The 10,184-nt window shown below is 54.8% G+C and carries 12 protein-coding genes and 1 other annotated feature; of the genes, 4 read left to right on the plus strand and 8 right to left on the minus strand.

Translation table 11 applies throughout. The features are described 5' to 3' along the window. From ACW14G_RS20695 to rluD, 3 genes are all read right to left on the minus strand, one after another. On the minus strand, positions 1–112 hold a 112-nt coding region (locus tag ACW14G_RS20695), incomplete at its 3' end, for a Clp protease N-terminal domain-containing protein (protein WP_455648758.1). Between the two features lie 130 nt (positions 113–242). Next, on the minus strand, positions 243–974 hold the full coding sequence (gene yfiH / locus ACW14G_RS20700) for a purine nucleoside phosphorylase YfiH (RefSeq protein ID WP_249022867.1): 732 nt from the start codon (positions 972–974) through the stop codon (positions 243–245). Continuing rightward, the gene (gene rluD / locus ACW14G_RS20705; protein ID WP_163448362.1) at positions 971–1,951 is read right to left on the minus strand and encodes a 23S rRNA pseudouridine(1911/1915/1917) synthase RluD; all 981 of its coding nucleotides are present in this window, start codon (positions 1,949–1,951) and stop codon (positions 971–973) included. Before rluD ends, yfiH begins: the two co-directional genes overlap by 4 nt. Before the next feature lie 132 nt (positions 1,952–2,083). Between rluD and bamD the strand changes: the two genes are divergently transcribed. The 4 genes from bamD (at position 2,084) to pheA (ending at position 4,869) form a co-directional block, all read left to right on the plus strand. Further along, on the plus strand, positions 2,084–2,827 hold the full coding sequence (gene bamD / locus ACW14G_RS20710; RefSeq protein WP_064543397.1) for an outer membrane protein assembly factor BamD: 744 nt from the start codon (positions 2,084–2,086) through the stop codon (positions 2,825–2,827). A 273-nt stretch (positions 2,828–3,100) separates the two neighbouring features. Beyond that, complete coding sequence (gene raiA, locus ACW14G_RS20715; RefSeq protein ID WP_064543378.1) at positions 3,101–3,442, plus strand: ribosome-associated translation inhibitor RaiA; 342 nt, start codon at positions 3,101–3,103, stop codon at positions 3,440–3,442. Between the two features lie 117 nt (positions 3,443–3,559). Then, positions 3,560–3,685: a sequence feature (Phe leader region), on the plus strand. Beyond that, positions 3,561–3,608, plus strand: coding sequence for a pheA operon leader peptide PheL (gene pheL / locus ACW14G_RS20720; RefSeq protein WP_121497579.1), 48 nt, complete (start codon positions 3,561–3,563; stop codon positions 3,606–3,608). It overlaps the preceding feature by 48 nt. Before the next feature lie 23 nt (positions 3,686–3,708). Beyond that, positions 3,709–4,869, plus strand: coding sequence for a bifunctional chorismate mutase/prephenate dehydratase (pheA, locus tag ACW14G_RS20725; RefSeq protein WP_249023292.1), 1,161 nt, complete (start codon positions 3,709–3,711; stop codon positions 4,867–4,869). Here pheA and ACW14G_RS20730 read toward each other — a convergent pair. The 5 genes from ACW14G_RS20730 to ACW14G_RS20750 all read right to left on the minus strand — a co-directional run bounded on the left by ACW14G_RS20730 (position 4,866) and on the right by ACW14G_RS20750 (position 10,060). Beyond that, a complete protein-coding gene (locus ACW14G_RS20730; RefSeq protein WP_167575209.1) occupies positions 4,866–5,738 on the minus strand; it encodes an SMP-30/gluconolactonase/LRE family protein in 873 nt (290 codons plus the stop codon). The two genes, pheA and ACW14G_RS20730, sit on opposite strands and share 4 nt — an antisense overlap. A gap of 64 nt (positions 5,739–5,802) precedes the next feature. Next, entirely contained in the window at positions 5,803–6,924 is a 1,122-nt protein-coding gene (tyrA, locus tag ACW14G_RS20735; protein ID WP_167575208.1) for a bifunctional chorismate mutase/prephenate dehydrogenase, read from the minus strand. Between the two features lie 9 nt (positions 6,925–6,933). After that, complete coding sequence (aroF, locus tag ACW14G_RS20740) at positions 6,934–8,004, minus strand: 3-deoxy-7-phosphoheptulonate synthase AroF (protein WP_064543372.1); 1,071 nt, start codon at positions 8,002–8,004, stop codon at positions 6,934–6,936. 227 nt (positions 8,005–8,231) lie between these two features. Beyond that, the gene (locus ACW14G_RS20745; protein WP_249022866.1) at positions 8,232–9,602 is read right to left on the minus strand and encodes a PepSY-associated TM helix domain-containing protein; all 1,371 of its coding nucleotides are present in this window, start codon (positions 9,600–9,602) and stop codon (positions 8,232–8,234) included. 56 nt (positions 9,603–9,658) lie between these two features. Next, positions 9,659–10,060, minus strand: coding sequence for a DUF2946 domain-containing protein (locus ACW14G_RS20750; RefSeq protein ID WP_283164038.1), 402 nt, complete (start codon positions 10,058–10,060; stop codon positions 9,659–9,661). Between the last annotated feature and the right edge of the window lie 124 nt (positions 10,061–10,184).

A 10,184-nucleotide genomic window follows, 5' to 3' on the forward strand; every position in this document is an offset into this window, starting at 1 on the left:
AGGCGCTCATTAAATGAAGAGGTTCGATAAATTGGTTGTCGTGCCCCAGTGCGAGTGACTGAGCATCGGCAAGAGCAAGCTGGAATTTATTGGTAAGACGATCCAGACGCATGACTCCTCCCATATATAGGTCAATTTTGCTACAGGAGATTAAATGAGGTCATCCCTCAATTATTCAAGGTTAAATGACCTGGTCTATGAGAAAAAAATGTCTGCCTTCTGGATCGTCTTGATTCTATAGGTTATATCAGCCAGATGAAACTTGCCATACGACCCGTAATACGGTCGCGGCGATAAGAGAAAAAATCATCCTTTTCGCTGAAAGTACAGCGGTCGCCGCCAAAGACGGCGGTGACGCCAATATTCCCTAAACGCTGACGCGCCAAAAGGTAGATGTCGGCATAATATTTTTCGCCTGCTGGACGAAATGCGCTAACCGCGTTGGCGTCTTTGGCCATAAACGCTTCACGCACTTCCGGGCCGACTTCAAAAGCCTGTGGACCAATCGCCGGGCCAAACCAGGCAAGGATATTTTCAGGAGTGTCTTTGAAGCTGGCAACGGTCTCTTCCAGCACGCCGTCGCATAAACCGCGCCAGCCCGCATGTGCCGCGGCCACTTCCGTTCCTGCTTTATTGCAAAACAGAACCGGAAGGCAATCCGCCGTCATCACCGCGCACACTGTCCCGGGCGTATTACTGTAGGAGGCATCCGCACGCTTCGAAGCATAAGGCTCGCCGGTCAGATGCAGCACATCTTTACCGTGCACCTGCTCCAGCCACACCGGTTTCGACGGCAGTTGGCCCGCCGCAAACATACGCTTACGGTTCTCCTCAACGTGTTCGGGATTATCACCACAGTGAGCGCCGAGATTCAGAGAATCCCACGCGCCTTCACTGACGCCACCGACGCGCGTTGAACTACAGGCGGCCACGCCTTGCGGCAGCGGCCATTCCGGGACAATGATTTTGGTCATAACCAGTCTACGTCATCCTTATGTTCTTCAAAGTCGGCACGCATCGCGGCGATCAAATCGACCATATCCTGCGGGATAGGCGCATGCCATTCCATTTCAATCCCCGAGATCGGGTGATAGAGACGCAGCATAGTCGCATGCAGCGCCTGGCGGTCAAACTTACGCAGTACGGAAATGAACTCATCCGACGCGCCTTTTGGCGGACGCGGACGGCCACCGTAGACCTGATCGCCCACCAGCGGATGGGTGATGTGCGCCATGTGCACGCGGATCTGGTGCGTACGCCCGGTTTCCAGACGCAGCCGCAGACGCGTGTGCACACGGAAGTGTTCCATAATACGATAGTGCGTTACCGCCGGTTTCCCCATCGGGTGAACCGCCATGTGCGTACGTTTGGTCGGGTGACGGCTAATCGGTTCCTCAACGGTACCGCCCGCAGTCATGTGACCAATCGCCACCGCTTCATACTCGCGGGTAATCTCGCGCAGCTGCAGTGATTCAACCAGGCGTGTTTGCGCCGGAACGGTTTTGGCCACCACCATTAAACCGGTGGTGTCTTTATCCAGACGGTGGACGATGCCCGCACGCGGCACATCGGCAATCGGCGGATAGTAATGCAGCAGCGCATTCAGCACCGTGCCATCCGGGTTACCAGCGCCCGGGTGAACGACCAGGTCGCGCGGCTTATTGATGACGAGGATATCATCATCTTCATATACAATATCGAGTGGGATATCCTGCGCTTCAAAGCGGATCTCTTCGTCGATTTCAGCATCGATAGCGACGGACTCGCCACCCATGACTTTTTCTTTCGGCTTGTCTGAAACTTTGCCATTGACCTGAACGCGCTGGTCGAGGATCCACTCTTTTATGCGCGATCGCGAATAATCAGGGAACATTTCGGCCAAAGCCTGATCTAAGCGTTGACCGAGTTGTGACTCGGACACCGTTGCGGTGAGTTGTACTCGTTGTGCCATATACAGCTTCTTCGTTAACGTTGGGTTTTTACGGCTTCGCCGTTTAATATAGTGTGCTATTGTAGCTGGTCTTAATCGGGAACAGGAACTGTGAATATCCCGTATAAACATTTTGAGGAAAGTCAAAACGTCATGACGCGCATGAAATATCTGGTGGCAGCGGCCACGTTGAGCCTGGCTTTGGCGGGGTGCTCTGGTTCAAAGGAAGAGGTTCCTGATAATCCGCCTAATGAAATCTACGCAACTGCTCAGCAAAAGCTGCAGGACGGTAACTGGAAACAGGCAATAACGCAACTGGAAGCGTTGGATAACCGCTATCCGTTCGGGCCATATTCTCAACAGGTACAGCTGGATCTGATCTACGCATACTACAAAAATGCCGATCTGCCGCTGGCTCAGGCCGCAATTGACCGTTTCATTCGTCTGAACCCGACGCACCCGAACATCGACTACGTGATGTACATGCGCGGCTTAACCAACATGGCGCTGGACGATAGCGCGCTGCAGGGCTTCTTTGGCGTAGACCGCTCCGACCGCGATCCGCAGCACGCCCGTGACGCATTTAACGACTTCTCGAAGCTGGTGCGCGGCTACCCGAACAGTCAATACGTCACCGACGCCAACAAACGTCTTATCTTCCTGAAAGACCGTCTGGCGAAGTATGAACTTTCCGTTGTTGATTACTACACCGCCCGCGGCGCGTGGGTTGCTGTCGTAAACCGCGTCGAAAACATGATGCGTAACTTCCCGGATACTCAGGCGACTCGCGATGCTCTGCCGAAGATGGAAAATGCCTACCGCGAAATGCAGATGACGGCACAGGCTGATAAAGTCGCGAAAATCATTGCCGCCAACGGCAAAAGCACTCAGTCCTGATTCAAACCCCTTAGAAAGCAAAACGGCAGCCCGATGGCTGCCGTTTTTTTATTCGTTTTAATGACTTGCTGAAGCGGTTTAGCGCTAGGTCATCCTATCAAATATGGCTGTATTTTCCCGAATCGACAAGTAAAAAATCACTTCTTCCTGTCTTGACTCACAAAATGAATGCGCTGACAAAAAGCGACAAAATAATGTGATCTTTATCACACATTTTAAGCAAATCCGAGGTATGCTGGAATCACCAAGACGGAAAGACAAGAGGTAAAATTTATGACAATGAACATTACCAGTAAACAAATGGAAATTACTCCGGCTATTCGCCAGCATGTCGCAGACCGTCTCGCAAAATTGGAAAAATGGCAAACCCACTTAATCAACCCGCATATCATTCTGTCCAAAGAGCCACAGGGATTTGTAGCGGACGCCACGATGAACACCCCGAACGGGCATCTGGTCGCCAGTGCGAAACATGAAGATATGTATACCGCCATTAACGAATTGATCAACAAGCTGGAACGGCAGCTCAATAAGGTGCAACACAAAGGGGAAGCCCGTCGCGCCGCAACGTCGGTGAAAGACGCAAGCTTCGTAGAAGAAGTTGAAGAAGAGTAAACTGAACTTTGTACTTTAATGTGTATCGCCAACGCGCCTTCGGGCGCGTTTTTTATTGACAGAACGAAAACAGAACGAGTACTGTAAAACCTCATCACGCTAAGGATTTAACCTGATAGTGAAACTTCTACCGTTTTTCTTCGCATTCTTTTTTACCTTCCCCTGAATGGGAGGCGTTTCGTCGTGTGATAAAGAATGCGAAGACGAACAATAAGGCCTCCCACACCGGGGGGCCTTTTTTATTGATAACAAGAAAGGCAAACATGATGACTTCGGAAAACCCGTTACTGGCGATACGCGATAAGATAAGCGCCCTTGATGAGAAATTAGTGAGCCTGCTGGCCGAGCGCCGTGGTCTGGCTATTGAGGTCGGTAAAGCCAAGCTGGCCTCTCACCGCCCGGTCCGCGACATCGATCGCGAGCGTGATCTGCTGGAGCGCTTGATTACGCTGGGCAAAACCCACCAGCTTGACGCGCACTACATCACCCGCCTGTTCCAGCTCATCATTGAAGATTCCGTGCTTACCCAGCAAACGCTGCTCCAGCAGCACCTGAATAAGATTAACCCACATTCAGCGCGTATCGCGTTTCTTGGCCCGAAAGGTTCCTACTCTCATCTGGCGGCCCGCCAGTACGCGGCCCGCCACTTTGAGCAGTTCATCGAAAGCGGCTGCCTGAAGTTTGCCGATATCTTTAACCAGGTTGAGACCGGCCAGGCTGACTACGCCGTGGTGCCGATTGAAAACACCAGCTCCGGCGGTATTAACGACGTCTACGACCTGCTGCAACACACCAGCCTGTCGATCGTGGGTGAAATGACGGTCCCTATCGACCACTGCGTGCTGGTAAACGGTACAACCACACTCGACACCATTGAGATGGTGTATAGCCACCCGCAACCGTTCCAGCAGTGCAGCCAGTTCCTGAGCCATTATCCGCAGTGGAAAATTGAGTACACCGAGAGCACCTCGGCAGCAATGGAGAAAGTGGCGCAGGCCAACTCACCAACCGTCGCGGCGCTGGGTAGCGAAGCCGGCGGCAAGCTGTATGGTTTGCAGGTGCTGGAACACTGCCAGGCAAATCAGACGCAGAACATCACACGTTTTCTGGTTCTGGCGCGCAAGGCGGTGAACGTCTCCGACCAGGTGCCAGCGAAAACCACCCTGCTGATCGCCACCGGGCAGCAGGCCGGTGCGCTGGTTGAAGCGCTGCTGGTATTGCGTAATCACAACCTGATCATGACCAAGCTCGAATCGCGCCCGATTCACGGCAATCCGTGGGAAGAGATGTTTTATCTCGACGTCCAGGCGAACCTGGACGCGCTGCCGATGCAAAAGGCGCTGAAAGAGCTTTCCGGTATTACCCGCTCGATGAAAGTGCTGGGTTGCTACCCAAGCGAAAACGTCGTACCGGTCGACCCGGTCTAACGTTCGATAAAAGGCCGTTTCTTCATCCCTGCCACCGCCACAGGCAGGGTGAAGATAGCGCCGGACAGTGGATACTTCGCCACCTCATCAGCCGACATATTCTCACGCGTCGTGGTAATAAACAGCGTACGCATATCCGCGCCACCGAAACAGACCATTGTCGGGCAACGCACCGGCAGACGATATTCCGCAAGCTGCTCTCCCGTTGGCGAGAAGCGAGCCACTCGCCAGCCGTCAAACATCGCGCTCCAGTAACAGCCTTCTTCATCGATGGCCGCGCCGTCCGGGATCCCCTCACCGTCTTTAAACAAGCGGAAAATCTCCCGAGTTCCCGGCTCGCCGTCGGCGTCCAACGGCGTACGATAAATCACCCCGTTCGGCGTATCCGAGGTGTACATCCAGCGTTTATCCGCGCTGAATGCCAGACCGTTCGCGCCGTGAATATCACACTGAATCACCTTTGGCCTCAGTTGGTTATCGACCCTCACCAACAGCGCACCGTTGTAATCACCCGGCCCCCAGAAGGTACCGGCATAAAAACGTCCATCGCGATCGGTGCCACCGTCATTAAAGCGCGCCAGCTGTGGATTGCTTGGATTATCGCAGATTTTATGCTGGAGCAGACCGCGGCTATCGGCAAGCCAGATTGCGCTGCGTAGCGCGACGATAAAGCCCCCCTTCTCCCGCAGCGCAAAACAGCCCACCTCTTCCGGGAACTGTAAGATCTGGTGGTCGCCCGTTGCGGGCACATAGCGGTGAATTTCACACTCCATGATGTCCGCCCAGTACAACGCCTGCTCGGCGTCACTCCAGGTCGGGCATTCCGGCAGATGTCCGGTGTAATCAAACAGCAGGTTTGCTTCAGCCATCGTCTTCATCCCATAAAAAAAGCCAGAGGATTTCCCCTGGCTTTCAAGTATATACAGTTTTCGATTACTGCCGACTGTCATTCGCCTGGCGTAACAGGACGCGGCTCTCACTCTGGAAACGCTGCGCGTAGTCGCCGAACCAGTGTTCCACCTTACGGAAGCTGTCGATAAACGCCTGCTTATCGCCCTGCTCCAGCAGGCCAATTGCCTCGCCAAAACGCTGGTAGTAGCGTTTGATCAGCGCCAGGTTGTTGCCGGACGACATAATAATGTCGGCGTACAGCTGCGGATCCTGGGCAAACAGACGGCCTACCATCGCCAGCTCCAGGCGGTAGATCGGTGAAGAGAGCGCCAGCAGTTGTTCCAGCTGCACGTTCTCTTCCGCCAGATGCAGGCCATAGGCGAAAGTCGCAAAGTGACGCAGCGCCTGGATAAACGCCATATTCTGGTCATGCTCAACCGCGCTGATACGGTGCAAACGCGCGCCCCAAACCTGAATCTGCTCAAGGAACCACTGATAGGCTTCAGGCTGGCGACCATCGCAGTAGACCACCACCTGTTTGGCCAGGCTGCCGCTGTCAGGGCCAAACATCGGGTGCAGCCCCACAACAGGCCCCGAATGTGCCGACAGCATCGCCTGAATCGGCCCGGCTTTCACCGAGGCCAGATCCACCAGAATGCAGTCCGCAGGTAATGGCGGCAGCTTCGCAATCACCTGTTCAGTCACATGGATTGGCACGCTGACGATGACCATACCGGCATCCGCCACCATTTCTGGCGCGTTTGCCCAGTCTTCTTTTTCCAACGTCCGCACCTGGTAGCCGGACAGGGTCAGCATTTTTTCAAACAGCCGCCCCATCTGGCCGCCGCCGCCGACAATCACCACCGGGCGCAGCGACGGACAGAGCGTTTTGAAGCCTTTGTCGTTTTCGCTGGAGTAGGACTCGCGCATCACCCGACGCAGCACGTCTTCAATCAAATCCGGCGGCACGCCTAATGCGGCAGCCTCTTTGCGACGCGAAGCCAGCATTGAAGCCTCACGTTCCGGAACATAAATCGGCAGGCCGTACTGGCTTTTGACTTCGCCAACTTCCGCCACCAGTTCCAGACGCTTCGCCAGCAGGTTCAGCAGCGCCTTATCCACTTCATCAATTTGATCGCGTAGCGCGGTCAGTTCAGCAACCATACAATCCTCTTACGCCAGACGAGCCGCCAGATGGCCGCGTAAATCCTTGTCGAGCTCACGCAGCAGCGCATCGGTCGTTTCCCAGCTGATGCATGCATCGGTTACCGATACGCCGTATTTCATGTCACAGCGCGGCTGCTCGGAAGACTGATTGCCTTCGTGAATATTGCTTTCAATCATCAGACCAATAATGGAACGGTTACCGTCCTTGATCTGCGCGACAACGGATTCCGCTACCGCAGGCTGACGACGGTAGTCTTTATTGGAATTACCATGACTGCAATCTACCATCAGCGATGCGCGCAGTCCCGCCTGTTCCATCTCTTTTTCACACTGCGCGACATCTTCCGGGCCGTAGTTCGGCTTTTTACCGCCGCGCAGAATTACGTGACCATCCGGGTTGCCCTGAGTGCGCAGCAGGCAAACCTGACCGGCCTGGTTGATACCCACGAAACGGTGCGGCATCGCCGCAGCGCGCATCGCGTTGATCGCGGTCGCCAGCGAGCCATCGGTGCCGTTTTTGAAACCGACCGGCATTGACAGGCCAGAAGCCATTTCGCGGTGAGTTTGTGATTCTGTGGTACGCGCGCCAATCGCTGACCAGCTGAACAGATCGCCCAGGTACTGCGGGCTGTTCGGATCCAGCGCTTCGGTTGCCAGCGGCAGCCCCATGCTGACCAGTTCAACCAACAGACGACGGGCAATTTTCAGTCCGCCTTCCACATCAAACGAGCCATCCATGTGCGGATCGTTGATAAGCCCTTTCCAGCCGACGGTGGTACGCGGCTTCTCAAAATAGACGCGCATCACCAGGTAGAGGCTATCGCTGACCTCTTCCGCCAGTGTTTTAAATCGACGCGCATATTCGATGGCAGCTTCAGGATCGTGGATGGAGCAAGGCCCACACACTACCAACAGACGCGGATCGCGACCGGAGATAATGTCAGAAATCGTTTTACGTGACTGGGCGATTTGCGCTTCCTGCTCAACGGTGAGCGGGAATTCAGCTTTCAGCTGATCCGGGGTGATCAAAACCTGTTCATCGGCGATATTTACGTTGTTCAGCGCGTCTTTTTGCATGATGGCATTACCTGTTATGGCTCGTTTGCGATAGTTGTTTCCTCAATGAGGTGAACTCACAATATCACAACGAGTAAAGATATCAATCCAAAATACGTAAATTATTATTTACACCACCCTATTAACGGCAAAATAATCGCCGTTAAAGTGTACAATAATAATTACACTTTTAATTAAGAGGTATAAAAAAGGGCGAACGCCAATGCGTTCACCCTGAGTTAAGCGCGCTATTCAGCTACGCGCGATAATCCCTGTGCGACCCTGCTGCGCCAGCGCCCCCAGTCAATGGCAACAAACAGCAGCAAACTTGCCCCCATCACCGGCAACGCCAGACCAAGTGCCACGGTGACGACAAGTGTTACAGTACGCGCAGGCAGCGCCAATGCCAGCCAGCTTTGCGTCAGCGTTTGCAGCGGGCTGATCGATATCTGAGCTGGACGTTTAATCCACCAGAGCCGATAGCCCATCACAATCGCCACGCACAGCGCCAGCCCAAAGGCGATCAACAAAAGCTGGTTTGGTAAACCGAACAGGATCCCCATATGGAAATCAACACCCCAGCGCGTGAGCTTTGCCATCAGCGGGAAATCAGCAAACTGCGTGTAGTCGATAATCGCCAGAGAGTGCGGATCGACCGCTACGGCATCGACCTGCGTGGGCCAGCGTCGGTCGATCTCAGTTACCGTCCACGCGCGATCGGCGCTGCGCGGCGGGCGGATCTCCAGATGGGTTGCATCGATGCCGCCGCGCTGAGCAACGTTAAGGACGGCATCGATCCGATCCCAGGCGATCGGCGAGGCATGCGGCATCATCTCGTCAGCATGGCCGCGATGCTCCGCATGAGGATCCATCGCCATCATCTCACCGCCGTGCAGTTGGGTATTGACCTGCGGTGTCAGCCAACCAAAAGCAGCGCGCAGCTTATCGACATTCCCTCCGGCCCACTGCGACCAGGTTAAGCCAGTGGCGGAGAACAGCAGCATCCCCGCCAGTAGACACCAGCCAAGGGTGACATGAACGCGGCGCGTATTCTGCAGACGATTTTTAATGCGCCGCTTAGGGCGGGTAAAGGCCCAAAGAACGATTCCCCCCAACGCCGCCACCCACATCCACGAGGCGGCCAGCTCGCTGTACAAACGCCCCATATCCCCCAGCAGCAGCGAGCGATGCGCATAATCAATCCACTGACGCAGCGGTAAAATACCGCTGGTGCCATAGACCGTCATATCGCCTTTCACCGCCAACGTTACCGGATCAACAAAGATGGCGCGATTTTCCGAGGCCTGAAGCGCCGGATCGGCAAACATCACGCGTGTGGTTTCACCCGCTTCCAACGCAGGTCGAACGGCGCTCAGACGCAACGGCGTATTCAATGCGCGTTCCGCAGCCGCAATCTGCACGGCTATTGGCTGCCGCTCTCCGCCAACGGTGCCGTGTAGCGCATCGCGATACAGCAGGTTCTCTAGCTGCGGCGTGGCGACATACAGTGTGCCCGTCAGGGCCGCGACGAAAATAAATGGCCCAACAAACAGACCGATAAAAAAATGCAGGCGGCGCAGCAGGTGCACCCAGGCCGCCCGCGAGGTGCAGGTTGTCATACTCTTCCTTCATACATGCGAAAAGAGGTGTGACGCTAAGGCGTCATTTATCATTTTTAAGCAGGTAAAGCAGACAAATGCGGCGGCGCGCGGGTATCGGGGAAGAGCCAGGGGAAATAGCGCCAGTGGGTCACCAGAGGCGGGAAAGCGGTAATCGTCACGCGCAGCAACAGCGCGCACAGCAGTACGCACAGCGCCAGCATCATGCCGGGAACATGGGCCAACAGCACGCAGTAGCCACAGGCCTCACCGTGGTCGATGGGCATGCTGTCCGGCATCGAATGATGAGTGGGCATCGGCATGGTCATGTCATGGTGCATACCAGGCATCGCGCTCATCGGCGATTGCTGTAGCGACACAGAGACCAGCGGAGCAAAGATAATCAGCGCCATAGCCAACAGCGCAAGCCTGGCGGCCCACTGTTTCAGTGCTGTGATGTTGGATGCTCTGCCGCTCACACTACCCTCCAATGAATGAGGGCATTGTAAATGATTTAACAACCAAATGTTAACGCATGGTGCGTTTGAGGATAAAAAAAGGGCCAGCCTTTCGGCCAGCCCTTTTCTAACAGGATGTCGCTTG

The sequence above is a fragment of the Kluyvera sp. genome (assembly GCF_965301105.1).